This window comes from Streptosporangium sp. NPDC049644, assembly GCF_040675205.1.
Taxonomy (GTDB): domain Bacteria; phylum Actinomycetota; class Actinomycetes; order Streptosporangiales; family Streptosporangiaceae; genus Streptosporangium; species Streptosporangium fukuiense.
Genome location: NZ_JBFAOJ010000108.1, coordinates 1 through 22,551 on the forward strand (window position 1 = coordinate 1; position 22,551 = coordinate 22,551).

Annotated in this window: 26 protein-coding genes and 1 pseudogene; 13 read left to right on the forward strand and 14 right to left on the reverse strand. The window is 70.4% G+C overall.

Translation table 11 applies throughout. From position 1 onward, the window contains the following. Positions 1–1,735 precede the first annotated feature (1,735 nt). On the forward strand, positions 1,736–2,386 hold the full coding sequence (locus AB0J58_RS37600) for a hypothetical protein (protein ID WP_364224845.1): 651 nt from the start codon (positions 1,736–1,738) through the stop codon (positions 2,384–2,386). After that, positions 2,386–2,877 (forward strand): HAD family hydrolase, encoded by a 492-nt coding sequence (locus tag AB0J58_RS37605; RefSeq protein ID WP_364224897.1) that lies wholly within the window; start codon positions 2,386–2,388, stop codon positions 2,875–2,877. The genes AB0J58_RS37600 and AB0J58_RS37605 overlap by 1 nt, the downstream gene beginning before the upstream one ends. Positions 2,878–2,908: 31 nt before the next feature. Here AB0J58_RS37605 and AB0J58_RS37610 read toward each other — a convergent pair whose 3' ends face one another. Both AB0J58_RS37610 and AB0J58_RS37615 read right to left on the reverse strand, forming a co-directional pair. Further along, positions 2,909–3,145, reverse strand: a complete 237-nt coding sequence (locus AB0J58_RS37610) for a hypothetical protein (protein ID WP_364224847.1) — start codon at positions 3,143–3,145, stop codon at positions 2,909–2,911. A gap of 15 nt (positions 3,146–3,160) precedes the next feature. Further along, positions 3,161–3,460 (reverse strand): SHOCT domain-containing protein, encoded by a 300-nt coding sequence (locus AB0J58_RS37615; RefSeq protein ID WP_364224849.1) that lies wholly within the window; start codon positions 3,458–3,460, stop codon positions 3,161–3,163. A gap of 366 nt (positions 3,461–3,826) precedes the next feature. On the opposite strand from AB0J58_RS37615, the gene AB0J58_RS37620 reads away from it, so the two are divergent. Then, positions 3,827–4,738 carry a hypothetical protein gene (locus AB0J58_RS37620; protein WP_364224851.1) on the forward strand — a complete coding sequence of 304 codons (912 nt, stop codon included), beginning with the start codon at positions 3,827–3,829 and terminating at the stop codon, positions 4,736–4,738. 100 nt (positions 4,739–4,838) lie between these two features. Here the strand turns inward: AB0J58_RS37620 and AB0J58_RS37625 are convergent, their stop codons facing one another. After that, positions 4,839–5,069, reverse strand: coding sequence for a hypothetical protein (locus AB0J58_RS37625; protein ID WP_364224853.1), 231 nt, complete (start codon positions 5,067–5,069; stop codon positions 4,839–4,841). Positions 5,070–5,098: 29 nt separating this feature from the next. On the opposite strand from AB0J58_RS37625, the gene AB0J58_RS37630 reads away from it, so the two are divergent. Next, a complete protein-coding gene (locus AB0J58_RS37630; RefSeq protein ID WP_364224855.1) occupies positions 5,099–5,302 on the forward strand; it encodes a hypothetical protein in 204 nt (67 codons plus the stop codon). A gap of 77 nt (positions 5,303–5,379) precedes the next feature. On the opposite strand, the gene AB0J58_RS37635 is transcribed toward AB0J58_RS37630, so the two are convergent. Next, positions 5,380–6,495, reverse strand: a complete 1,116-nt coding sequence (locus AB0J58_RS37635) for a cation diffusion facilitator family transporter (protein ID WP_364224857.1) — start codon at positions 6,493–6,495, stop codon at positions 5,380–5,382. An 81-nt stretch (positions 6,496–6,576) separates the two neighbouring features. On the opposite strand from AB0J58_RS37635, the gene AB0J58_RS37640 reads away from it, so the two are divergent. Together AB0J58_RS37640 and AB0J58_RS37645 are read left to right on the forward strand one after the other, a co-directional pair. After that, entirely contained in the window at positions 6,577–6,933 is a 357-nt protein-coding gene (locus AB0J58_RS37640) for a metalloregulator ArsR/SmtB family transcription factor (protein ID WP_364224859.1), read from the forward strand. Between the two features lie 26 nt (positions 6,934–6,959). Continuing rightward, positions 6,960–7,334, forward strand: a complete 375-nt coding sequence (locus tag AB0J58_RS37645; protein WP_364224861.1) for a hypothetical protein — start codon at positions 6,960–6,962, stop codon at positions 7,332–7,334. Positions 7,335–7,398: 64 nt separating this feature from the next. Here the strand turns inward: AB0J58_RS37645 and AB0J58_RS37650 are convergent, their stop codons facing one another. The 6 genes from AB0J58_RS37650 to AB0J58_RS37675 all read right to left on the reverse strand — a co-directional run bounded on the left by AB0J58_RS37650 (position 7,399) and on the right by AB0J58_RS37675 (position 12,015). Then, positions 7,399–8,385 (reverse strand): hypothetical protein, encoded by a 987-nt coding sequence (locus AB0J58_RS37650; RefSeq protein ID WP_364224863.1) that lies wholly within the window; start codon positions 8,383–8,385, stop codon positions 7,399–7,401. Beyond that, positions 8,382–8,603: a copper ion binding protein gene (locus tag AB0J58_RS37655; protein ID WP_364224865.1), complete on the reverse strand. Its 222-nt coding sequence runs from the start codon at positions 8,601–8,603 to the stop codon at positions 8,382–8,384. The genes AB0J58_RS37650 and AB0J58_RS37655 overlap by 4 nt, the downstream gene beginning before the upstream one ends. Positions 8,604–8,637: 34 nt before the next feature. Then, positions 8,638–8,919 (reverse strand): metal-sensitive transcriptional regulator, encoded by a 282-nt coding sequence (locus tag AB0J58_RS37660; protein ID WP_343964222.1) that lies wholly within the window; start codon positions 8,917–8,919, stop codon positions 8,638–8,640. A gap of 129 nt (positions 8,920–9,048) precedes the next feature. Next, positions 9,049–10,479, reverse strand: a complete 1,431-nt coding sequence (locus tag AB0J58_RS37665; protein WP_364224867.1) for an MFS transporter — start codon at positions 10,477–10,479, stop codon at positions 9,049–9,051. 144 nt (positions 10,480–10,623) lie between these two features. Continuing rightward, entirely contained in the window at positions 10,624–10,905 is a 282-nt protein-coding gene (locus AB0J58_RS37670; RefSeq protein WP_364224869.1) for a heavy-metal-associated domain-containing protein, read from the reverse strand. Positions 10,906–11,406: 501 nt separating this feature from the next. After that, positions 11,407–12,015: a TetR/AcrR family transcriptional regulator gene (locus AB0J58_RS37675; protein WP_364224871.1), complete on the reverse strand. Its 609-nt coding sequence runs from the start codon at positions 12,013–12,015 to the stop codon at positions 11,407–11,409. 172 nt (positions 12,016–12,187) lie between these two features. Here AB0J58_RS37675 and AB0J58_RS37680 point away from each other — a divergent pair, with 172 nt between their 5' ends. Beyond that, complete coding sequence (locus AB0J58_RS37680; protein WP_364224899.1) at positions 12,188–13,501, forward strand: MFS transporter; 1,314 nt, start codon at positions 12,188–12,190, stop codon at positions 13,499–13,501. Between the two features lie 374 nt (positions 13,502–13,875). On the opposite strand, the gene AB0J58_RS37685 is transcribed toward AB0J58_RS37680, so the two are convergent. Further along, positions 13,876–15,126, reverse strand: a complete 1,251-nt coding sequence (locus AB0J58_RS37685) for a lipase (RefSeq protein ID WP_364224873.1) — start codon at positions 15,124–15,126, stop codon at positions 13,876–13,878. Positions 15,127–15,319: 193 nt separating this feature from the next. On the opposite strand from AB0J58_RS37685, the gene AB0J58_RS37690 reads away from it, so the two are divergent. From AB0J58_RS37690 to AB0J58_RS37710, 5 genes are all read left to right on the forward strand, one after another. After that, on the forward strand, positions 15,320–16,525 hold the full coding sequence (locus tag AB0J58_RS37690; RefSeq protein ID WP_364224875.1) for a histidine kinase: 1,206 nt from the start codon (positions 15,320–15,322) through the stop codon (positions 16,523–16,525). Beyond that, the gene (locus AB0J58_RS37695) at positions 16,522–17,190 is read left to right on the forward strand and encodes a response regulator transcription factor (RefSeq protein ID WP_364224877.1); all 669 of its coding nucleotides are present in this window, start codon (positions 16,522–16,524) and stop codon (positions 17,188–17,190) included. The genes AB0J58_RS37690 and AB0J58_RS37695 overlap by 4 nt, the downstream gene beginning before the upstream one ends. Positions 17,191–17,499: 309 nt before the next feature. Beyond that, positions 17,500–17,625: a hypothetical protein gene (locus AB0J58_RS37700; protein ID WP_364224879.1), complete on the forward strand. Its 126-nt coding sequence runs from the start codon at positions 17,500–17,502 to the stop codon at positions 17,623–17,625. A gap of 120 nt (positions 17,626–17,745) precedes the next feature. Beyond that, on the forward strand, positions 17,746–18,063 hold the full coding sequence (locus AB0J58_RS37705) for a dihydrofolate reductase family protein (RefSeq protein ID WP_364224881.1): 318 nt from the start codon (positions 17,746–17,748) through the stop codon (positions 18,061–18,063). Positions 18,064–18,318: 255 nt separating this feature from the next. Then, positions 18,319–19,143: a M55 family metallopeptidase gene (locus AB0J58_RS37710; protein WP_364224883.1), complete on the forward strand. Its 825-nt coding sequence runs from the start codon at positions 18,319–18,321 to the stop codon at positions 19,141–19,143. A 36-nt stretch (positions 19,144–19,179) separates the two neighbouring features. Here AB0J58_RS37710 and AB0J58_RS37715 read toward each other — a convergent pair whose 3' ends face one another. From AB0J58_RS37715 to AB0J58_RS37725, 3 genes and pseudogenes are all read right to left on the reverse strand, one after another. Then, complete coding sequence (locus tag AB0J58_RS37715) at positions 19,180–19,683, reverse strand: hypothetical protein (RefSeq protein ID WP_364224885.1); 504 nt, start codon at positions 19,681–19,683, stop codon at positions 19,180–19,182. Between the two features lie 277 nt (positions 19,684–19,960). Next, positions 19,961–20,329 (reverse strand): VOC family protein, encoded by a 369-nt coding sequence (locus AB0J58_RS37720; protein WP_364224887.1) that lies wholly within the window; start codon positions 20,327–20,329, stop codon positions 19,961–19,963. Positions 20,330–20,361: 32 nt separating this feature from the next. Beyond that, positions 20,362–21,135: pseudogene (locus tag AB0J58_RS37725) on the reverse strand (oxidoreductase). A 77-nt stretch (positions 21,136–21,212) separates the two neighbouring features. Here AB0J58_RS37725 and AB0J58_RS37730 point away from each other — a divergent pair. Then, positions 21,213–21,806: a TetR/AcrR family transcriptional regulator gene (locus AB0J58_RS37730; protein ID WP_364224889.1), complete on the forward strand. Its 594-nt coding sequence runs from the start codon at positions 21,213–21,215 to the stop codon at positions 21,804–21,806. Positions 21,807–22,551 lie beyond the last annotated feature (745 nt).

The following is a 22,551-nucleotide window of genomic DNA, read 5'->3' on the forward strand; positions in this document are numbered from 1 at the left end:
TCACCGTCGCGAACCGGCCCTGGCGGAAGGTGAAGTACTCATGCAGCAGGTTCCACAGCGCGCGGGCGGTGTGCGCCTGAGCGTCCGGCACGGCCTCCTGGGCCGCCCTGAGATCAAGCCGCGCCTTGTGCGCCCGGTTGCGTTTCACCGACTCCACGCCGTGATCGCATCCATCGCTTTACGTCACCGCCGTGGAATCCGAACCCCGAGGTAGGCACCGGACGCCAGGTCGTGCACAGCCTTCACGCGCACGTGGTGGCGGATGCTCGGCAAGGAATACAGCGCTCACGTCCGCCGCCCCCTGTGGGGCGGGCGTTCGCGGTCCGGCTCCTCCTTCGCCGCAACCGCGAGCGACGCACCGCTCACGGCCCCAAGGAGTACCTCGAACAGCAGCAACGACCCGTGTGAGCCGGCCTGCTCACGGGCACGGAAGGCCAGGGCACGCTCGCGCCCTGGCGGGCACTTTCGCGCGGGCCTTCACCTCCGGCGTGAACGCCGGAGCACCGGCCCACAGCTCGGTAGAACCGAGAGACACGCCAGGCGTAGGGCCGTCCTTCGCGGGGGTGGGCGGGTGAGGAGTGGCCTCGGTGAGGCACCGGCCACTCGGGCTTGTGAGGTCCGCCGCATCCGCATGGATGCCATACCGATGAGGAGAAGGAACGAGGTGAGCACGGCCAGGCAGACCGAGCCCGGATCAGGGGTGAGGGGAGTGTCTCCAAGCTTTGAGATCAGTTGCTCGGCCTGGGGCATCGGGGCGGGGCGGAACATGGGGCGCGCTTCTCGCACTCCATGATCGGTGGTAGCGGCATGAGGTTGCGGGGTTCGCCCGCACGGTGCGCAGTGATCAGCATGCCGGGATGTTCCGGCAGCCTGGTCCGGCGAGCGGAGCATGCCTCGCATGCCCACAGGTGCCTGCCTCTCCCCGACGGGTAGCGGGTAGGTCCGATACCGGCGTCCGTCCTCGCCGTACGCGCCGCCATGTACCCCGGGCAACGCCGGCGCACCCTCGTGGGAAGCCGAACCGAGACTCCGGCGTGGAACTTGTGGGCCATTCCCTCCGATTGGAGATCTCTCGGATCTGGGCATGGCCTCCTCAAGGAGAACGACATGATGTTCGGCACGGAAACACCGCCGTGAGCGGAGCCTGGGGTGGGGCTGTTCCTCGTCGGGCCCGTATGCCGGCGACGCCGGTCAGCGGGGGGGCGTTCGGCGGAGAAATTCACGGTTGGCGACAGGAGGGTTTCGATCTCGGCGCCCTCCGGCATGAAGGAGAAAGGCCATGACAGATCACACGGACGCCCGGCACGGCACCGGCAAGGAGCGCAGTACTGCGGTCCTCGACGTCAGCGGACTGCGGTGGGCCTCGGAGCAGAACGTCGTCGCGGTCCGCCTCGGCCGCCGCCCGGGGGGCTGGAGGTGGAGGTCAACCCGGTGGCCCAGACGGCGACCGTGGTGTTCGACCCAGCCCGCACCTGTCTGGCCGAGCTGCGCACCTGGGTGATCGAATGCGGGTATCACCGCGCCGGTCAGTCGGTGCCCTCTCACATCTGCGATCCGATGACCGAGCCGGACCCCCCACCCACCGGCCACAAAGGTCACCCTCCCGCCTCCCACGGCATCACCATGCTGCCGAAACAGCACACACCCGGTCGCGGCACCCATGTGGACGGCACAGCGCGAACCGGGGCCGCCGGGCACGAAGCCCACGTGATCCCGGCCGAGCGCGTGGATCACGGTGGGACTGAGGGCGCGGCCTCCCCGCGCCATCCGCACCCTGCTGGATCTGGCCCCGCCCAAGGCGACGGTCCTGCGCGATGGCGAGCCGGTCGAGGTGCCCACCGCCGAGGTTCTTGAAGGCGACCTGTCGCTGGTGCGGCCCGGAGTCAAGATCCCGGTCGACGGGGTGGTCGAGGGCGGCGACAGCGAGGTGGATGAGTCCATGGTCACCGGTGAGAGCCTGCCGGTGCACAAGCAACCGGGTTCCACCGTCATCGGCGCCACGATCAAACGCAACGGCACCCTGCGGGTACGCGCCACCCGGGTCGGCGCCGACACCGCCCTGGCCCAGATCGTCAAATTGGTGCAGCAGGCCCAGAACTCCAAGGCCCCCGGGCAGCGGCTGGCCGACCGGGCGGCCTTCTGGCTGGTGCTGGTGGCACTGGTCGGCGGCGCGCTCACCTTCGCCGCCTGGTCCTACTGGCCGGTGCGCCGTTCGGTGTGGCGATCCTGTTCGCCATCACCGTGGTGGTCATCACCTGCCCGGACGCGCTCGGCCTGGCCACCCCCACGGCGATCATGGTCGGCACCGGGCTCGGTGCCAAGCGGGGCGTGCTGTTCAAGAACGCGATCGCGCTGGAGACCTCGGCCCGCGTCCAGATCGTGGTGATGGACAAGACCGGCACCCTGACCAAAGGAGAGCCGGAGGTCACCGACGTCATCGTCGACGGCGGGACCGGCGAGGACGAGCTGCTGCGGCTGGTGTCCGCGGTGGAGCGCGAGTCCGAGCACCCGCTGGCCCAGGCGATCGCCGCTCACGCCGACGCCCGCGGCCTGGGCATCGCCATCGGCGCCGGCACGGATGTGGCCATCGAGACCGCCGACGTGGTGCTCATGCGCTCCGACCCCCTCGACGTGCCCGCCGCGCTGCGCATCGGCCGCGCCACCCTGCGCAAGATGCGGCAGAACCTCGGCTGGGCGATCGGCTACAACACGATCGCGATGCCCATCGCCGCAGGCGTGTTAGCCCCCGCCTTCGGCCTGGTACTGCGCCCGGAGATCGCCGCCTTGTCGATGTCGGGCTCCAGTGTCATCGTCGCGGTCAACGCCCTGGCCCTCAAACAACTGCGCCTGCCGCGCACCTTCCCGGCCGCAGGTTGAGCGTCGGCGTGCTCACGCGCGGGCCCGGCGCTTACCGCCCGGGCCGGTGAGAGTGAGGCGGGTTCCCCTGTCCGGTGTGCCGGCCCCCATCGCCGCGATCACCGCGCGTATCCCCCATCAACAACATCATCAGCGGGCAGGCGGCGACGACGGCCAGCAGGATGAGGACGCGGCCGGGCATGCCAAGTGCCAACGCGCCGACCCAGGCTGCGACGAAAACGAGCGCGTACAGGCCATAGACCCGCCTGGTGTTCTTGACGATGTTCATCGGCGGGCCTCCTGCTCAGGAGGGCGGCAACGACGTGGTGCGCGGCCCGGGATCGGTGTTCGGCGCGGTGGAGGTGCGCAACGTGCTCAGGCGCCGCCGGTAGTCCTCCTCGTCGATCTCGCCGCGGGCGAACCGTTCGGCGAGCACCTGCTCAGGGGAGGGCCCGGCAGGTGGGCGCGGGTAGTCCTGGGAGCGGCCCAGGGCACGGACGACCGCGACGACAACGATGATGGTCACACCCCAGAACACGATCATGCCGACGGACATCGCGAACCAGCCCCATCCGCCCAGGTTGTGGCCATACCAGGGCATCATCGTTTTTTCACCCCCGCATCGGCGACGCGGCGGGCACGGCTCTGGTCGTGCTGCCGATCCCGATCCCTTTTTCGGTGTCACTGTCATGATCTCACCGTCCGGGTCATGCACGCAGGGGCCGAAAGTCCTGGCTGCGGCGCTGTTGGTCCCCTGTCCTCAGCGCTCTGAGTGGTCGCAGGCCAGTCCACCGGCCCGCGTGGGGCCTTACAGCAGTTCAGGGACAGCGGGAACCCGCACCGGGAACGTGATCTTCAACCAGGTCCGGAGGCCCGCTGCAGCGGGCTGCGGTGCCACCTGAAGATCTCCGCGCCTTTGGTGGCGCCTGACCTGCGGTGACGCGATGCTGCTGGTGAGGAGGTGGTCTCGGTGCCGATTCTCCCGAGTGCGCTCTTCACGCGGCGTACCATCGCCACGGCCTGCGTCACGGGGAGCCTGGTGCTGGGGCCGGCCGCCTACGGCTCCCACACCCCCGGCCCTCCCGCACTCGGTACGCCCACGTCGGCCTCGGCGTCGATGCCGTCCGGCGGCAACCCCTCCGCTACACCCATGCCCGGCATGTCCCCAGGGAACGGCCTGTCCGCCCAGCAGGACGGCTACACCCTGACCTCCCCCACCGCCACCCTCCCGGCCGGCAAGGCGGCCACCTACCGGTTCACCATCACCGGCCCCGGCGGCACACCGGTCACCGCCTTCGCCCTCAACCAGACCAGGCGGCTGCACTTCTACGTCATCCGCTCGGACCTGACCGGCTTCCAGCACCTCCACCCCACCATGACCGGCGACGGCACCTGGACCGCGCACCTGGCCCCGCTCCAGCCCGGCCACTGGCGGCTGTTCACCCAGTTCACCCCGGACACCGGGCCGGGCAAGGGCCGAGATTTCGTGCTCAGCCGCACCCTCACCGTCCCTGGCACCGCCGCGACCACCGCCTTGCCGCCGCCCTCGGCCTCCACCATGGTCGACGGCTACACCCTGACCCTGCGCGGTAACCTGAAGGCCGGCATGATGAGCCCGCTGACCGTGACGATCCGCAAGGACGGCAAGTCGGTCACCGACCTGCAGCCCTATCTGGACACCTACGCCCACCTGACCGCCTTTCACCAGGGCGATCAGGCGTTCGCCCACCTTCACCCGCAGACCAAGGCCGCCGGCGGGCACGGCGGCCCCACCCTGGACTTCATGGTGGGCCTGCCCGCATCCGGCAACTGGCGGTTGTTCCTGCAGTTCCAGACCGCCGGCACCCTGCACACCGCCGCCGTCACCCTGCACGTCCGCTGAAGGGGACGGTAAGAGATCAGGGAACACGGCCGAACAGCCCTGCGGCCGGCGGTGGGTCCGGCAGACGGAGGCCGGTGGCGCCGCCGCTGGGTGCGGCGGTTCACGGCAGCAGGACCGTGCTCATGCCCAGCGGCGCGCAGATACCCAGGATGCGCGGCATCGGCCACTTCAGCACGAACGTCATCACCAGCGCGGCCAGCGGGATCCCCAGGACGATCGGGCTGAGCGTGCCCGGCTCGGGCAGCCGGGCACGGAACGGGCCCCACACCCAGTTGAAAGTGTGGGCGAACAAGGTGTGCTCGGCGAAGTAGAGCGCGAGGTTGGCGATCACACTGACGACGGCGGCGCTGATGGCGGGCAGTGGAGACGCTGCACCAGCTGCGTCATTCGGCGCTGACGCACGCCGCCGAAGACGGCGCCAACACCCCCACGCTGCTCGCCTCGCCGGCCCGCTGCGCCCGCATCTCGCCCGAGGCGCCGGCCCGCTGGCAGGAGGGCCGGGACCCGGCCGCCCGCCGCCGAGGCCGATCCAGGGGAGACGGGCGCGCAGCGCCCGTGACCTGAGCTGATGCTGATCGACCGGCAGCCGGCCAGCGACCGGTGATCCCGGCTGGCCAAGCACCGGGAGATGAACCGCCACGTTAGGCGTGCGCGGCCAGGATCGCGTGGTGGTCGGTGCCCTCCGGCCCGCCGGGATCGGTGTGCACGGTGGCCGCCCGCAGCCGGGGCAGCTCATGGATGAGGCGATGCTCAGCCTCGACCGCCACCGCGTGCGCCTGCACCAGCGACAGCTCGTGGCCGACCACGATGTCGACCTCCGCGCGCAGCGCGTGCCCGATCCAGCGCAGCCGGATCGAGCCGACGCGCTCCACGCCCGCGACTCGGGCGACGATCTGCTCGGCCCGTTCGATCAGAGAGGGGTCGACCGCGTCCATCAGCCGGTGGTAGATCTCCCGCGCGGCGTCGCGCAGCACGAAGCAGATCGCCACCGTGATCAGCAGGCCCACGATCGGGTCGGCGAGTGGCCAGCCGAGCGCGGCGCCGCCCGCGCCAAGAAGGACGGCCAGGGAGGTGAAACCGTCGGTACGGGCGTGCAGGCCATCGGCCACCAGCGCGGCCGAGCCGATCTCGCGGCCGACCTTGATCCGGTAGCGGGCGACCCACTCGTTGCCGAGGAAACCGACCACACCCGCGGTGGCCACCCAGCCGAGCGCCTGGACGTTCTCGGGGGCGATCAGGCGCTTGACGGCCTCATACCCGGCCAGGCCCGCGGAGGTGGCGATCAGGGCCACGATGACGACCCCGGCCAGGTCCTCGGCGCGGCCGTAGCCGTAGGTGAAACGCCGGGTGGCCGCGCGGCGCCCGACCGAGAACGCGATCGCCAGCGGCACCGCGGTCAGGGCGTCGGCGAAGTTGTGCAACGTGTCGCCCAGAAGGGCGACCGAGCCGGAGAACGCCACGATCACCGTCTGGAACACAGCGGTCATCATGAGTACGGCAAAAGAGGTGGCCAGCACGCGCATGCCGCGGCTGCTGGACTCCAGCGCCGCATCGGTCTTGTCGGCGCTGTCATGACCGTGCGGGGTGAAGGCGTGCCCGGCGAGGGCCAGCAGCGCGCGGACCCTGCCGTGCCCGCTCGCCTCCCCATGCCCGTGGTCATGCCCATGGGGGTGGCCGTGGTCTGCGTGTTCGTTCGGGTCGCCGCCCGGTAGGCGGTCAGGGCGGTGCGGCTTGTGAGGGGTGTTCGGATCGCTCATGGCAGCTCCAGCTTGTGCGCGTCGGGGGACATCGAGGTGGGCCGGTTGGACGGCAGGCCGCCTATCCCTCATTATGTGCATATGAGCGCACGCATGCACCTATCAGGTGCGCACGACTCGCAAGAGCGCGACCAGGGCGAACGCCTGACAGTGGCCGCCAGCATCCTGTCCCTGCTGGCCGACCGCACCCGCCTGGCTCTGCTGCAGAAGCTCTCCGAAGGAGAAGCGGACGTGACGACGCTCACCGCGACCTGCGACCTCGCCCGCCCGGCCGTCAGCCAGCACCTGGCCCGCCTGCGGCTGGCCGACCTGGTCACCACCCGAAAAGAAGGCCGCCGCGTGATCTACACCCTGCGCCACGGGCACCTGCGACGCCTGGTCGACGAAGCGCTCAACGCCGCCGACCACCAGCTCGGCCATCTCCCGCCACACGATTGAACTCGCTGCGACCGGCTGCGCAACGCATGGCCCGCCGCACCCGCGACCGGCAACCACTGTTGCCGGCCCTGTCCCAGCACGTCAACGACAAGTGGCACCGGCTGCGCGAACTTCTGGACGAGGCTCAGAAGGTCGACCTGGGCGAAGAATTCACCGCGCTCGGTGCCCTCTGGCTGTGCACTTCCACGAAAGACCAGCGCCACGAGCGGCCCCCGGTCCATGCGATAAACCGGGTCACCGGCGAGCTGGTGAAGGTCTCCCGCGAGGAGAACCTCGCGTTCTGGCAGTGGGCCGTCATCGAAACGCTTCGGCTGGCCGGCTCGCGGGCCGAGGAGCTGACCGAGCTGAGCCACCTCAGCTTCCGCAACCACCAGCCGTGGAACGGGGTCCGCCGCCGCTGACGGTCGGCGGCCTGCCATCGGTGACGGAAGCCATCACCTCTCCTTTCACGTGTCATGTCCGGCGTCAGTGGTCGTGATCGCCGTGCGAGCCGGCGGTAGCCGCCTGAGTGGGAGGTGTCGTGGGTGCGACGATCTGGCCGGCGCGGACGGTGAAGTCGGCGGTGCGCACGGTTCCTTCGTGCTGGAAGTCCAAAAACAGCCGGTAGTCGCCGCGGCTGGGCACCTCGGCGTAGAAGGTGACCTCTGGACCCGGGGGAGTCCTGCCGTCGCCTGGTTCCCCGTCGGGGTGCACATGCAGGTAGGCCAGGTCTCCGGCGCGCAGGGCGACCAGGTGCCCGTAGGCGCCCAGGTAGGGTTGCAGGTCGGCGATGGGGTGGCCGTCCTTGCTGACCTTGAGGGTGAGCTTGCTGGACGCGCCGGGAGTCAGGGCCCCGTCCAGGATGACGGTGTAACCGTCGACCGTGGAGGTACGGCTCGTCGCGGGCAGCGCCTTGGGTTCATGGGCGCCGGGGGCCTGCAGGTCGGCGCCCAGGGTCAGTCCGCTGCCGCCCTCGGGAGCGAAGTCGGCGAACGCCCGGTACGCGCCCGCCTGCGGCAGGGTCAGCTTCACCGACCACACGCTGTCACCGGTCAGTTCGGGGTGCAGGTGCTGGAAGCTGCCCAGATCGCGGGAGACCACGATGAAGTGCAGCTTCTTGCCGTGCTCTGTCCGATAGGCGGTGACAGGCTTCCCGTCGGGGCCGATCACGTTGAAACGGAAATCCGTCGCCTCGCCCGGCTCAACCGTGGTGGCCCGGGGGATCAGGGTGTAGCCGTCCTGGGACACCTGAAGACCTCCGGGAACGGACTCCCCGGCCGCCGGACCAGGGGACGGTTCGGTGTGGGTTCCGTGATCGCCCGTCCGGTTCGGAGCCGGGGGCACGTGGATCGTGTGAGCGTTCGCCGTGGGGGCGGGAGCGGTCGCGCCCACCGCGTTGCCGACCCCCAGAGCCCCGCCGAAGATCACGGCGAGTCCGAGGGCGTAGGTGCCCAGCCTGGCCGGCGTGTTCACGACGGGGGCACCACTTCGTATCCGGCCTCCTGGACCGCGGCGGTGATCTGCGCCGCGTCGATCGGGCTCTCGCTCCGCACGGTCACCAGGCCGGTGGCCAGGTCGACGTCGACGCCGGTGACGCCGGGGACCTCGCCGACCTCCTCCTTGACGGAGGAGACGCAGTGGCCGCAGGTCATGCCCGTGACGGTGTAGGTGGTGTAGGTGGTGGTGGTCATGGCGATCGCTCCTTCTGCTTGCCGGTTTCGTCGATCAGGAACGGACGAGGCGGGCGATGGCGTCGGTGGCCTCCTTGACCTTCGCCTCGGCCTCGGCGCCGCCCTTGGCGGTCGCGTCGGCCACGCAGTGCGCCAGGTGCTCTTCCAGCAGGGACAGCGCGAAGGACTGCAGAGCCCGGTTGGCCGCCGACACCTGGGTGAGGATGTCGATGCAGTACTTGTCCTCCTCGACCATCCGCTGCAGGCCGCGGGCCTGGCCCTCGATGCGGCGCAGCCGCCGCAAATGGTCCTGCTTGTTGTGGGTGTAGCCGTGCATGTCCCCGCCCTTCGTCGTCGCCTTCCATAACACAATACCCCCGTACCGTATTCCGGAGGCTTTCGGGGACATCGGGCGGAATTCGCTGCGACGTTCCGGGGACGCGTCTGCGACGCGTCCCCGGATCCGTTACACACCGGCCGGCTGGGGCTCCTCCGGCTGTGTTCGCGCCGCCTGGTTCGGCGTGCGCATGAGCAGCAGGGTCAGTACGGCACCGGTGGCGGCCACGGCTCCGGCTCCGATGAAGGCGGCCTGGAAACCGCCGGTGAGCGCGGGCAGGTTTTCCAGCTCCGCGGCACCCCGAGAGGTGGCGATCGCGGTCATCGCGGCCAGGCCGAGCGCGGAGCCGACCTGGTAGGTGGTGTTGACGATCCCGGAGGCCAGACCGCTCTCCTCGGGGCGCACCCCGGACATGGCCGACATCATGGCCGGGATGTAGGCCAGGGACATGCCGACCGCGGCGATCAGTGAGGCGGGCAGCACATCGACGGCGAACGTCCCGCCTGGCCTGGCGAGCGACAAACCCACCAGGCCCGCGGCCAGGACGAGCAGGCCGGCGACGATCAGCGGCTTGGCGCCGAAGCGGCCCAGCAGCCTCGCGGTGACGCCGATCATGAAGATCATGATGGCGACGGTCATCGGCAGCAGCGCCGCACCACTGGGGAAGGCGCCGTAACCGAGTACCTGCTGCAGGTAGAGGTTGAGGAAGTACCACATCGGGATCCAGGCCGCGCCCAGCAGCGCCATCGCGAGGTTGGAGGTGGCCAGGCCGGGCGTCCTCCACACGCCGAGCGGCATGAGAGGGGCGCGGACCGTGCGCTGGATCACCAGGAACAGCGCCAGCAGCGCGACCGCTCCGGCAAGTTCCAGCAGCGTGGTGGCCGAGCCCCAGCCCTGTCCGGGGGCCCGGACGATGGCGTAGACCGCCAGGGCGATACCCGCGGTGACCGCGATGGCGCCCAGTACGTCGACCGAACCGCGCCTGCCCTGAACGGCGGGCAGCAGGGCGGGGACGGCCGCGAGGGTGGCCAGGCCGATCGGGACGTAGACGATGAACACCCAGGGCCAGCTGAGGTATTCGGTGATGACGCCGCCCAGGAACACCCCGGCGGTACCTCCCGCCGGTGCCGCCGCGCCGTACAGGGCCATGGCCTTGCCCAGTTCGCGGGGGTCGTGGCCGAAGAGCGTCATGAGCAGGGTCATCGAGGCGGGCGCGATGAGTGCGCCGCCGACGCCCTGGACGCCGCGGCCGAGGATCTCGACCCAGGCGTCGGCCGCCAGCGCGGCGACGACGGAGCCGGCGATCAGGATGATCCAGCCGGTGGTGAAGACCTTGCGGGCGCCGAACAGATCCGACAGCCGGCCGCCGAGCAGCAGCAGACCGCCGAAGGCGATGACGTAGGCGTTGAACACCCACTGCAGGCTGCCCTGGGAGAAGCCGAGGTCGCGCTGCATGTCGGGCAGGGCGACGCCGATGATGGAGGTGTCCATGATGACCATGAACTGCGCGGCGGCGAGCACGATGAGTGCCTGCCACCTGCGGGGGTTGACGGCGTTCATGCCGCACTCCTGATTTCTGGCATCCACACCGTGGTGGCAGGATGCGTCATGGGGGTTGGGTGTGATGTCGAAGTCGGGCCGGCCCCGAGGGTGGGCGTGCATGCCAGTGCACGCCCACCGTCTGTTCTCTCGGGCGAAGTCGCCCTAGGAGGCGCTGACCGGCGAGGCGTCGGCCAGTGCGTAGCCCGCCCGCTCCACGGCCGTGCGGATCTCCTCGTCGGAGAAGCCCGTCCCGCCGACGGTGACGGCGCCGGTGGCCAGGTCGACCTGGACGCCACTCACGCCGTCGACCTTGCCGATCTCGGCGGAGACCGAGGAGACGCAGTGCCCGCAGGTCATCCCGCCGACCTGATAGACGCTCCCGACTCCGGTCTCCATCTGCGCGGAGGTGTCGTCCGCGGGGCCGCACGCACATGCCGTGCACATAAGGTTCTCCTCTCGTATGTACCCCATCGGGGTATCTCGGTTCGCGACTTTAACATACCCCCCAGGGGTTAAGCTGCCAATGGGGAACCAGGGTGTTGACACGACTCCTGTCGCCAGGCATACGTGACCGTGTTAGCCCAGGTCGGTGAAGGCTGATACGCCCTGTTCGCTGATGGTGGGGAGTTCGCCGACCGTTCGAGGTCGACGCAGGCGGGGGTGTCGTCCAGGCGGGAGAGGCTCAGGAACTCGGCGACGGGGATGTCGACGCCGTGGTGCAGGAGGGTGCGCCGAGAGTGGGGGTGGTCAGCGCGAGAGCATTGTCGCCGTGGAGGATGTCGGCGACGGCGGCGGTGAATTCGTCGATGAAATGGGCCTGCGCGGCCGAAGCGCTGCGGCCAGGCGAGGCTGCTGGACGGCGAGACGGGTGCGGGCGGCGAAGGACTGTCCTGCGACGCGGCAACGACAGGACACCTGGGGGAGAACGGGCTCTATGGGATGGCGCTACTTCGGTGATGGATGAAGGTCGGGCGGGAAGGCGACCAGGATCGACTGTGCCGTCGCGATGACGGCGCGGGCGGCACCGCCTGCTTCCATGCGCCCGGCGCGACTCTCCTCCGCGGCGCCTTTCAGGACGTAGTGCAGGACATTGACCAGCCAGGAGATCGGCAGATCGGTGCGGAACACGCCGTCGCCTTGGCCACGGCGGATGAGCTCCTCGACACGCTGCGCGGGGGCGGCGTGCAACTCACGAACGCGCCCGGCGGGAAGGGCTTTCTGGGCGGCGTTCAACAACGCCATGGACTCGGCCATGAGGGACCAGCTGGAGCCGAGCAACCGGGCCAGGGCCTCTCGCGCGTCCCCGGTGAGATCGATGGACGACAGCTCCTCCTCACCGGCGCGCAGTGCGTCGGCCAGTGCGGCTTCGACGAGTTCCGCCCGGGTGCGGAAGTGGCCGTACAACGTCATCCGGCCCACTCCGGCGGCCTTGGCGATGTCGTCGACGCTCGCGTCCGGATCACTGCTCAGGCTCTTGCGTGCTGCGGAGACGATGCGGGCGATGCTGCGTTCGGCGTCCGCGCGCCGGCGCGGACCGGCAGAGACGGTAGGCATGCCACCACCCTAACTCGTACAGAGACATACGTGTTACTCTCACGGCTCGAAGTCGTACATAACCATACGAGTTAGCTGGAGGCTCCCGGTGACGCGACATGAGATCCACGAAGCATCTCCGCCGAACAGGTCGGCTCATCCGTCGCGATGGCGCATCCTGGCCTTCCTCGGGGTGGCCCAACTGATGTTGATCCTCGACGTCACCGTCGTGGCCATCGCGCTCCCGCACATCGAGACCGACCTGGGTCTGAGCCGCGAGGCGCTGACATGGACGGTCAGCGCGTACACGTTGACGTTCGGCGGCCTGATGCTGCTGGGCGGGCGGCTCGCCGACCTGATCGGGGCCGGGCGGGTGGTCCTCGCCGGCCTGCTGATCTTCACGGCGGCGTCGTTGGTGACCGGGTTCGCCGACTCCGCCGGCATGCTGCTGGGTGGCCGCATCGCGCAAGGACTCGGTGCGGCGCTGCTGTCTCCGTCGGCCCTGTCACTGCTGGTGACCCTGTTCGACGGTGACGAGCGAAACAAGGCGCTCGGTATCTGGTCCGCGCTCGGCGGTGGGGGAGCGGCTCTTGGCGTGCTGCTGGGAGGACTGCTCACCGCCGGGCCGGGCTGGCCATGGGTCTTCTATGTCAATGTGCCCATCGGGCTGGTGATTCTTGCCGCTCTTGCCCGGATGCTGCCGCACCACAGCGTGGCCGAGCCCAGACCTCGGCTCGATGTGCTCGGTGCGCTGCTGGTCACCGCCTCGTCCGGCGCCTTGATCTACGTGATCACCGGTGCCGGCGACCACGGGTGGCTCACCGCCACGACCGGATGGCTCCTGCTGTCGGCAGCGCTGGGCTACCTGGCGTTCGTGGCCAGGCAGAAGAGCGCCAGGTCGCCCCTGATGGACGTCGCGCTGCTGGCTCGGCGCCCGGTGGCCACCGGCACGTTCCTCATCGTGATGGCAACGGCGCTGATGATCGCGGTGTTCTTCCTCGGCACGTTCTACTTCCAGCACGCCCAAGGCTTCGGTGCCCTGCAGACCGGTCTGCTGTTCCTCCCGGTCGCGGTGGCGACGATGCTCGGGGCCGACCTCACCGGCCGGGCCATCGCCCGGGCCGGAGCGCGCCGGCTCGCCGTAGCCGGGCTGCTCACCGCCGCGATCGGCATGGCCGTGCCCGCCCTGTCTACGCACCCCGCGACCGTGGTGGTGGGCACGGCGCTCGCGGCCGCCGGGACCGGCGCACTGTTCGTCGTCGCCTCAGCGACCGCTCTGGGCCAGGTGGCCCCGCACGAATCCGGCATCGCCTCCGGCATCGTCAGCACATTCCACGAGTTCGGCGCCTCCGTCGGAGCCGCCACCATCTCCAGCGTCGCGGCGGCCAGCCTGATCGGGGACACGCTCTCGGGGTTCACCAACGGCTACGTCCTCGCCGCGGTCGCCGCAGGCATCGCGGCCCTCGTGGCCGCCGTCTTGACGCCCGGCCGAGCCGACACAGGGTGAGGAGACGCCCGCCAGGGCTCGGCCCGCCACCCCACGCGCCGGCCGCACACGCTCGGTCATCGGGCAACACCGGGACCCCGGGCCCTACAGCCCGGACGCCGGCAGCTCCGTCAGGTCTGTCAGGTCCAGGCAGCGGGGGAGTGCCTTGGTATGGGGCAGCGCGCTATGGCGCGGGGTCGGTGACGCAGGGGATGGCTGTCGCCGGGCCCGGGCGCTGCGGGCCGAGGCGGTCATGCGGGGTGTGGCCCTCATCTTCGACGGGGTGGCGACGTGCGGGATCGCAACGGTGGTGCGGAGGTGAGTTCCCCCGCACCACCGTCCGGGATGCCTGACCGGGGGACCGGCCGCGTGAGCGGGGGCCGGGCCTCGTGGGGTCAGGGGATGAGGGAGACCTCGGGGAAGTGAGTGTCGGGACCCTCGAACAGGCGGGTCGGCTTGTCCCGCAGGTGCAGGTCGAAGAAGGCCCCGACATAGGCGCGCTGGGCCGCCACCGAACGGCCGGGGTCGATCGTGCCCACGTAGTCCGCGAGCGGCACCTTGGGGAGCTTGGCCGCGATCTGCGGCAGCAGCGGCTGCAGGTCGGTGAACGAGCCGTGGGCCGCGCCCTTGAATCGCAACTCCCGCTTCCATCCGGTCGAGGCCCGCCAGAACGACTTCCAGCTCGGTTCGCTGTCACGCGTGTGGGTCTCGACCGCCAACTGCAGGAAGGGCCTGGTCGCACCGCGCGTGGCCACCGAGCCGACATAGGCGCCGTCGAGGTTGACGCCCGCGTCCACGCGGGCGTCCTCGCGAGTCAGCTGCGCGGCGACCGACCCGCCCAGCGACTGTCCCAGCGCCCCCACCCGCGAGGCGTCGGGCGCGCCGAGCATCCCCGTGGGCAGCTTGCCGCCGATCGGGCGGCCGTGTGCCAGGGCGGTGACCTGGTCCAGGACGTAGCGCATATCCGCCAGGCGCGCCGCCGCGTGCTTGGCCAGCAGCTTGGCGATGACCTTCGGCGTCAGCTTCGCGGGCAGCGGCAGGGCGCGCACCAGGCGTCGGCCGGGAAACTCCACCTGGTCGGCCTCGTAGGTGTGGTCGACGGTGACGACCAGGTAGCCGCGCGAGGCCAGGTCCTCGACCAGGGTGGTGCCCAGCGTGCGCGGCCCGCCGTCCCCCGAACCGAACAGCACCACCGGCAGCTTGCCCGCACGCGGCTCGACCGGCGCGCCCACGCGGGCATGGGTGCGCGTGGCGGCCCAGGCGACGGCGCCCTTGGCGATGCCCAGGGGCTGCGCCGAGTGCCGATCCCAGTCGGCGGCGGCCAGCGGCGCCATGTGCGGCGCGAGCGGCCCGCCGCCCGCCGCCGGGTACCACAGGCTGATCATCAGCTCCCGGTACGGCTTGGCTGCCACCAGAGGATCGGGCCGCGAGCGGTCGACCAGCCGCATGGCCACGGTCCCGACCGGATAGGGGCCGCCGGGCGCGGGCAGACTCACCCCGATCGGGCTCCCGGCGTCGGCGCGGGCCGCGGGCAGGGAGACCGCCAGCACCAGCACGGCCAGTCCCGCGATCTTGCCCGTGGCTTTCGAGACGGCGGACACCGGGCTGTTGGAAACAGCAGACGAGCCGGTGGACTTGGCACCCATAGCCAGATCCGTATTTTTCGTGACAAAGGGCATGCGAAGACTCCTCAGACGGAAAAGGATGTCCGACGAGGCTGGCAGCCCGGCACACTCGCGGGCCAGCGGCGGAGGTCGTGCGCGCGCATGCGACTTTCGGATGACGGTCATCCCCGGGGAGGAGCGGGAGCGAACCCGCAGGACACCTAGGGTGAAGTGCATGAAACCAGCAGGCCATCCGGCGGCCCACCTCGCCGCGCTGAGCCGATGGTCGACCGTGCCCGCCGACGCGCTGCTTGCCGTCGCGCTGTTCCTGGCCACTCTCGGACCCGGCCAGGTGCTGGCGGGTTCCCCGTGGCTGCTCGCGCTGCAGACGGCGCTGGTGGCGCCGCTGGCCTGGAGACGGCGCGCTCCGATGACGGTCCTGGGCGTGATCGGCCTCGCCGCCGCCGTCCAGTGGGCGCTGGGCGTGCAGCTTCCCGCCGACGCCGCCCTCCTGGTGGCCCTGTACACGGTCGCCGCGCGCCGCCCGTGGCGCCACACCCTGCTGGCGGCGCTCGTGCTGCAGGCCGGGGTGCTGCTGGCCGCCGCCCGCTGGGCACCGCCCGGCCGGTTCCCCTTCACGGCGGCCGCGCTGAGCGCGATGGCGGCCGCCGCCCTCATGACCGGCCTGTGGATGCGGGTGCGGCGGGCGTACGTGACCTCCTTGGAAAGTGACCGCGAGCAGCGGGCACGGTTGGCAGTCGCCGAGGAACGCGCGCGGATGACCCGCGACATGCACGACATCGTCACTCACAACCTGTCGGTCATGGTGGCGCTGGCCGACAGCGCCGCCTACGTCCGCCACAGCGCGCCGGACCGGGCCGCGGCGGCGATGGAGCAGATCGCCGCGACGGGGCGCCAAGCCCTGCAGGACATGCGTCGCTCCCTGGGCGCCGGCCGCGCCACCTCGGGCGAGGATCGCTTCGGGGAGATACTTCAGCCTGCGCCCGGGATCGCCGAGATCGGTCCGCTGGCCGAGCGGATGCGCGAGGCCGGGCTGGCGACGTGTGTCCGGGTGGCCGGTGACAGCGAGGCGGTTCCCGTCGCCGCCCAGCTGACGATCTACCGGCTGGTTCAGGAGGCGCTGACGAACACGCTGCGGCACGCGCCCGGGGCCCGCGCCGATGTGCGGGTCGAAGTGTCGTCGCGCCGTGCCGAGGTGGAGGTCACCGATGTTCGCGACCCGGTTGTGCTGGGCGCCCCTGGGTTCCTCGACGCCGAGACCCGGGTGTCCGGGCCCCGCTCTGGGCTCCGTGGCGACGGGCGCGGGATCGCGGGCATGCGGGAACGGGTGGCCGCCTACGGCGGGACCCTGGATGCCGGACCGGTGACGGGCGGCGGATGGCGGGTGCTGGCCGTGCTGGACCTGGGAGCGCCACGATGATCCGGCTGCTGATCGCCGACGACGAGTCGCTGCTGCGGATGGCCTTCCGCATGGTCTTCGAGGCCGAGCCGGACATGGAGGTGGCCGGGGAGGCGGATGACGGCGAGCAGGCGGCCCGGCTGGCGCGGCACCTGCGCCCGGACGTGGTGTTGATGGACGTGCGCATGCCCGGCCTGGACGGCATCGAGGCCACCCGCAGGATCGTGCGCGACAGCCCACGCTCGCGCGTGCTCATCCTGACCACCTTCGATCTGGACGAGTACGCCTTCGCCGGGCTGAAGGCCGGAGCGGCCGGGTTCCTGCCGAAGAACACCCGGCCACAGGAGCTGCTGAGCGCGATCCGCAACGTCGCGGCGGGAGAGGCGGCGCTGTCGCCACGCGTCACCCGCCGCGTGCTGGAAAGGTTCGCGCCGCAGATGACGCAGGGGCCTGCCGAGCGGGACGAACGGCTGGCGCAGCTGACCGCGCGCGAGCACGAGGTGCTGGTGCAGGTGGCGCGCGGGCTGTCCAATGCCGAGGTCGCCGCGGGGTTGCATCTGGCCGAGGCGACGGTCAAGACGCATCTGAGCCGCGTGCTGGTCAAGCTCGGACTGCGTGATCGCGCCCAGGTGGTGGTCTTCGCCTACGAGAGCGGCCTCATCCGCCCCGCCACCCCCGACCTTTGACCGTGCCATGCCGCCAAAGTCCCCATGGCCGGTTCCGCCGCCTGACCTGTGGTTCCCGAGGGAGGCGGCCCCTGCCAGTGCCGCACACCTGTAGGTGTTACCGGCGTCGCGTCGCCGGGTCTCGGTTGTCCTGCCGGCGGGCCGGCGCCTCGGGGCCACATGTCCGCGGTGGAGCTCGGCGACCTGACCGAGGCCGCCGAGCCGCTGGCGCGGGACGTGCAACCTCCCACCCACCCTGGACCGATGAGATTCCGCGGTGGACGCCGTCTCAATACCGTACGAGGCAATCAGCCGGCAGAGGAGACAGCAGTGAACGACATCGAACCGCAGGCCGCGAACGGCAAGGTGCTCTGGCACTTCACCATGTCCCTGGACGGGTTCGTGGCCGGACCGAACCACGAGATGGACTGGATGATGACCGGCATCTCGCCCTAGCCGGGCCTGATCGAGGAGTACGTCGAGACCACCGGCGCGGTCCTGGGCGGCCGGCGCGGCTGGGACCACTTTCCGGATCCCCGCATCGTCTACGGCGGCGCCTGGACCGGACCCATCTTTGTGCTCACCCACCATCCGGAGGACGCCAAGCCCGCCGACGGCGTCACATTCCTGGACTGTGACGTGGCAGAGGCGGTACGGATCGCACTGGCCGCGGCTGGCGGCAAGAACGTCGAGGTGCATTCGCCGACGATCGGTGGCCAGCTCCTCGAACGCGGGCTGCTCGACGAGATCAACCTGCACATCGCGCCCGTGCTGCTCGGCGAGGGCATCCGGCTGCTGGACCTCCCCGGCGGCCGGCCGCACTACCTTCACCGGGTCGGCGCCGGCGACCCCACGGCCGAGCTGAGTGTGCGATACCGGCCGGTCAGGCCGTGACCGCGAGCGTCACCACGGCGGACGGCGAGCGCATCCAGCAGAGGGCCGATCGCCAGCTCCCCGGCCCAGGCGCGGATGGTCCGGTCGCCCGCCGTCCTGCCCTGCCCGCGCCTGGCCGGGGCGGGCACCTGGTCCTGCTCACCGGCCACGACCACGGCCTGATCCACTTGTACAACCCCTCGACCTGCCCATCGACGTGTTCGAGACGTTCTTCGGCGGCTGCGGCATCGCCCTGCGCACGTGCTAGAACTAGCCATGGGAATCAAGGTATTGATCTCGGTGGACATGGAGGGGATCGCCGGCATCGTTCATCCGGCGGAGACCACCCCGGAGCGGCACGACTACGAGCGCGGCCGCAGATTGATGACGGCGGAGGCCAACGCAGTGGTGGAAGGCGTGATCGATGCCGAGCCGGCGGCCGAGGTGCTGGTGGCCGATGCCCACGGCTCGTACCGCAACATCCTGCCCGAAGAACTCGACCGACGTGCCCGGCTGATCCGCGGCAAACCCCGCGAACTGGGCATGCTGGCGGGCCTGCAGGCGGGCGCCCAGGTAGCGATGTTCGTGGGGTACCACGCCCGCGCGGGCGCCGCCGGCGCCGTGCTCGCCCACACCATCGCCGACGCCATCCTCGACGTCCGCATCAACGGCGCCTCACACGGCGAGATCGGAATCAACACCCTGCTGGCCGGCTCCTATGGCGTGCCCGTCGTGCTGGCCGGCGGAGATGCCGCGGCCTGCGAGGAGTTCAGCGCGCTGGTGCCCCGCGGCGTCACCGTGCCGGTCAAACGAGGGCTCGGCCAGCACGCGGCCGACACCCTGCACCCGCAGGAGGCACACGACCGCCTGCGGTGGGGCGCAGGCCAGGCGATACGACTGCGCGCCGACCATCGGCCCATGTCGGCTCCAGGCCCGCTCGATATCGAGGTCGACCTGCACCAGCCGCGCTCGGCAGACCTCGCCGTCCTCATTCCCGGCGTCACCAGAACCGGCCGCACGGTGGCGTTCAACGCCGAGAACATGGCGGCCGCCTACAGCATGCTCCAGCTCCTGGCCGTGCTGACCCATCTCAGCCCCTGAGCGGTCACATCAGGCCCACGTCCGCAGCCACCGGGGTCACGTCCAGCGAAGTGGTGTACGAGACGAGGCGGCCTGCCGGCCCCGCTGTTGATGTACACGATCGCATCGGAGCCGTCGTAGACCCCGGCCACGTGGGTGTACTCGTTCAGCGCGATCGTGCGCGAACAGTTGCCACTGCCACATCTCGTTGGTCGCGGTCGGCACCCGCACCGCCGTGAACCGGCCATCCTTCAGGTTCCGTACGGACAGTTCCCGCGCCGGTTCGTAGAACGGTCGCCCTTCCATGTCCTCGGTGCCCAGCGCGTCCTTGGCAGACTCCGGCCGGGTGGCGTGGCGGCTGCGTACTTCGAGCACCGGCTTGAGCTTGCCGTCCACCAGCAGGAAGCGGTCGCACAGCAGCGTGTCGCGTACCAGCGGCACCTGCTCGCCGCCGCTGAGCACATGGTCCTTCCTGGCCGTGTCGGCCGAGCAACCGCCGCCGGTCGGCTTGACGCCGATCGACTGCCGCAGGACCATCACGTACGTGCCGTCCGAGATCACCTGGAATGGGACAGCCGCCGTGAGCCGCGCGGTCGTGGACAGGTCTGACGATCGGTCGACACCCGCTTGTAGACCAGGTCGGCCATGCCGCTCCCCGCTGTGGTGGTCGCATTCGACCCTGGCTGTCAGGCAAACCCCGTCATCAGCCCTCATCGGATCTGATCGGATCCGCGCCGCCGTAGGGCTCCGGAAAATCGGGGTTCATTGGACGCCCGTCGCGCCTGTCGTCATTCGTTCGTTTGACGACAGGCGGCCGGTGCGGCGAAGTGGCGGCCTCTCAGGCTGATCGCAGGCAGAAGGGGTGTCCGGCCGGGCTGGCGTAGACCCGGCTGCCGGTCCGGGTTTCCGGATGGACGTCGTCGGTGGGCCGCAGCCGGCTGGCGCCGGCTTCGGTCGCCGTGCGGTCGGCGGTGGCGAGGTCGCCGACGGTGAAGTCGAGGTGCATCTGCTGGGAGGTGCCGTCCGGCCAGTTCGGGGCGACGTGTCCCGGGGCCGACTGGATGACGACCACCGGGAGGCCGGGGGCCTGGATGAAGTGGTGGTTCGGCGTGCGGGTGATCGAGCCGCCGAGCAGCCGGTGCCAGAAGGTGCTCTCCGCCTCCGGTTCGGCGGCGTCGATGATCACGGAACTCAGGGTGATGGTCATGGTGGTGTCCTGTTTTTCGTGTCGGCTGGTGGTCAGACGGTCGGGATGATGCCGCCGTCGACGCGGAACTGCGCTCCGGTGAGCCACTTCGCGCGTCCGGAGGCGAGGAACGCGATCATCTCGGCGACGTCCTCGGGGTCTCCTGGGCGGCCCATCGGGACCTTCAGGTGATCCACGATCTGCTGCTTGACCTCGTCTGGGCTGACGCCCTGCTGGTCGGCCATGTGCCGGAGATGGGCGGTGGCGCCGTCGGTGACGACGAAGCCCGGAAGGACGCACACCACGCGCACCCCGTGCCCGCCCACCTCGGTCGCCAGTTCGCGGCTGTAGGTGTTGAGTGCCGCTTTGGCGGCGGCGTAGGACGCCTCCGCGCGCTGCGGGAGACGGCTCGCGATCGAGGAGACGTGCACGACGACACCGGAGCCCCGTTCGACCATTCCCGGCACCAGGGCCCGATCCAGGCGTACGGCGCTGAGAAGGTTCATCTCCAGGTCCGCCCGCCAGGACTAGTCCGACCGGCTCAGGGGGGGTGCCGGGGCGCTCGCCGCGCCCGCGTTGTTCACGAGCACGTCCACTCCGCCCACGCGGTCGATGACCTGTCGGCCGAGCTCCGCCACGCCTTCCTCCGTCCGGAGGTCCGCCGGAATGAACGTGGCGCTGGTGCCCTCGCTCGGCCTGCTCCGGGAGGCTGTCAGCACGGTCGCGCCCGCGGCGGCGAATCGGCGGACGGTCACCTCGCCCAGGCCGCGGCTGCCGCCGGTGACCAGCACGCGAAGGCCGTCCAGTCCCTCTTCTGTGATCGTCATGAGGTCTCCTCGGTAAGATGAACCTGACTCCGGAAACGATACACAAACGGAACCGGACTCATCTTATGGAGGTTCTGTTGTCGTCATCACGCCCGCTGCGTGCCGACGCGCGCCGCAATCGTGAGGCGCTCCTTTCCGCGGCGCGGGAGGCGTTCCTCGGCGGCGACACCGACGCGCACGTCGAGGACATCGCTCGCAGCGCCGGCGTCGCCGTCGGAACGCTCTACCGCCACTTCGAGACACGCGAGGCCCTCATCGAGGAGGTCTACCGCAAGGAGGTCGACGACCTGTGCGCCGCACCTTCAGCGCTCCTCAACCGGCACGCCCCGGACGAGGCCCTGCGGCGCTTCCTGCTGCTGCTCGTGGATCACGCGGCCGTGGGCAAAGGGATGTCCGTCGCCCTGGAGGGCATCATGGCGACCAACTCACCGGTCTTCGAGACCGCTCGTACCCGGATGGCGAACGCCCTCACCCAGTTGCTCGACGCGGGCGCCGAGGCCGGCACCGTCCGCGGCGGCGTCACCGGCTCCACCCTGCTGCGCGCCCTGGGCGGCATCTGCGGAATGCGCGCGACGGAAGGCTGGCTGGGCGAGGCCCAACAGATCACTGCCCTCCTCTTCGACGGCCTGCGCTACGGCGCCCCACGGGCGACCTGGAGCCGGGTGCCGTGACGGCCCAGTACGTGCAGACACCGCAAGGTACCGCTGCAGCTCATCATGGCCAAGGCCCGCCACAAGGATCCGCGCACCGCGATGCGCTACACCCGGCCCGGCGGCGAAGCCGTCGTCGAGATCACGGACATCCTCGCCCCGCCTCGGCGTCATAGCTGAGCCGGCCCACCGTATCCACAGGTCAGAGGACACGTCGAGGAGTCGCCGACGTTCTGGGACGGCTACCTCGAAGACGGTTCGGTGTTCGCGCCGTACGTGTCCGGGCTGGTCCGCAACCACTACGACGACGATGGGGGAGCCGTTGGCGCACGCCTTCCTCACCGTGGCCGGGCGGATCACCGGCCGGTTCCTCGACGAAGCGGGCAGGCGGGGACCGGAGGCAGGAGCGCGCCAGTCGGCCAGGAGGGCCGGTCCGGTGGTGCGGCCGGCCAGCAGGCGGGGCAGTAGCCGGGCGGTGGGGGTGGCCCAGTGCACGTATTCGATGGCGTCGCCCTTGGAGACGACGCGGGCGCGCCGGAATTCCAGGTCGAGGTCTTCGGCATTGAGGGTGAGGATTTCCTCGGCGCGTGGCCGTGTCGGTGCATGAAGGCTTTCGGGGAATGCGAATGCAGTAATTAGCGGTAGAGGGTGATCTTGATGCCGGTTCGGTGACGGCGGAGGTTTCCGCTGATCGCAGGCCCTGCGTGCCCGGCCGCAGATGCAAGCTGAGCCGTTGCGGTAGCACAAGGCCATTGGCTTCGATATC

Excerpts from the sequence above, each read along its gene's own strand:
- AB0J58_RS37605 (WP_364224897.1), top strand. The coding sequence starts at position 2,386 with ATGGACAAGACCGGCACCCTGACCAAAGGAGAGCCGGAGGTCACCGAC.
- AB0J58_RS37610 (WP_364224847.1), bottom strand. The coding sequence starts at position 3,145 with ATGAACATCGTCAAGAACACCAGGCGGGTCTATGGCCTGTACGCGCTC.
- AB0J58_RS37615 (WP_364224849.1), bottom strand. The coding sequence starts at position 3,460 with ATGATGCCCTGGTATGGCCACAACCTGGGCGGATGGGGCTGGTTCGCG.
- AB0J58_RS37635 (WP_364224857.1), bottom strand. The coding sequence starts at position 6,495 with ATGAGCGATCCGAACACCCCTCACAAGCCGCACCGCCCTGACCGCCTA.
- AB0J58_RS37640 (WP_364224859.1), top strand. The coding sequence starts at position 6,577 with ATGAGCGCACGCATGCACCTATCAGGTGCGCACGACTCGCAAGAGCGC.
- AB0J58_RS37645 (WP_364224861.1), top strand. The coding sequence starts at position 6,960 with ATGGCCCGCCGCACCCGCGACCGGCAACCACTGTTGCCGGCCCTGTCC.
- AB0J58_RS37655 (WP_364224865.1), bottom strand. The coding sequence starts at position 8,603 with ATGACCACCACCACCTACACCACCTACACCGTCACGGGCATGACCTGC.
- AB0J58_RS37660 (WP_343964222.1), bottom strand. The coding sequence starts at position 8,919 with ATGCACGGCTACACCCACAACAAGCAGGACCATTTGCGGCGGCTGCGC.
- AB0J58_RS37665 (WP_364224867.1), bottom strand. The coding sequence starts at position 10,479 with ATGAACGCCGTCAACCCCCGCAGGTGGCAGGCACTCATCGTGCTCGCC.
- AB0J58_RS37670 (WP_364224869.1), bottom strand. The coding sequence starts at position 10,905 with ATGTGCACGGCATGTGCGTGCGGCCCCGCGGACGACACCTCCGCGCAG.
- AB0J58_RS37675 (WP_364224871.1), bottom strand. The coding sequence starts at position 12,015 with ATGCCTACCGTCTCTGCCGGTCCGCGCCGGCGCGCGGACGCCGAACGC.
- AB0J58_RS37685 (WP_364224873.1), bottom strand. The coding sequence starts at position 15,126 with ATGGGTGCCAAGTCCACCGGCTCGTCTGCTGTTTCCAACAGCCCGGTG.
- AB0J58_RS37690 (WP_364224875.1), top strand. The coding sequence starts at position 15,320 with ATGAAACCAGCAGGCCATCCGGCGGCCCACCTCGCCGCGCTGAGCCGA.
- AB0J58_RS37695 (WP_364224877.1), top strand. The coding sequence starts at position 16,522 with ATGATCCGGCTGCTGATCGCCGACGACGAGTCGCTGCTGCGGATGGCC.
- AB0J58_RS37710 (WP_364224883.1), top strand. The coding sequence starts at position 18,319 with ATGGGAATCAAGGTATTGATCTCGGTGGACATGGAGGGGATCGCCGGC.
- AB0J58_RS37720 (WP_364224887.1), bottom strand. The coding sequence starts at position 20,329 with ATGACCATCACCCTGAGTTCCGTGATCATCGACGCCGCCGAACCGGAG.